This window comes from Fischerella muscicola PCC 7414, assembly GCF_000317205.1.
Lineage (GTDB): Bacteria > Cyanobacteriota > Cyanobacteriia > Cyanobacteriales > Nostocaceae > Fischerella > Fischerella muscicola.
Genome location: NZ_AJLK01000239.1, coordinates 1 through 479, shown reverse-complemented (window position 1 = coordinate 479; position 479 = coordinate 1). Strand labels below are relative to the sequence as shown.

Here is a 479-nt window from a genome sequence, read left to right as displayed (position 1 = left end):
AATTTGATCGTATCCAACATCCTTAATCCCCCAGTCTTATTTTTTTTCTTGGGGATGACTGCCGTTTTTGTCAAGTCTGATTTAGAAATTCCTGCACCTGTACCCAAGCTTTTATCACTGTATTTGTTATTTGCCATTGGGTTTAAGGGAGGGGTAGAACTGATGAAAAGCGGCGTGACTCAGGAAGTCATACTGACGCTTGTAGCAGCAGTGCTGATGGCTTGTGTTGTGCCGATTTACACTTTTTTTATTCTAAAGCTGAAGCTAGATACTTATGATGCTGCTGCGATCGCTGCGACTTATGGTTCTATCAGTGCTGTTACTTTCATTACGGCGAGTGCCTTTTTAAATGAGCTGGGCATTAATTTTGATGGTTACATGGTAGCAGCTTTGGCTTTGATGGAATCCCCAGCTATTATTGTTGGTTTGATTCTGGTGAATCTATTCACTACTGATGGCAAGCAGGACTTTTCTTGGCC

1 protein-coding gene is annotated in these 479 nt (G+C 42.0%); it reads left to right on the top strand.

What is annotated here, in order from left to right; all coding sequences use genetic code 11:
• A partial coding sequence (locus UYI_RS0131435; protein ID WP_016870655.1) for a sodium-dependent bicarbonate transport family permease occupies positions 1-479 on the top strand: 479 nt, incomplete at both ends.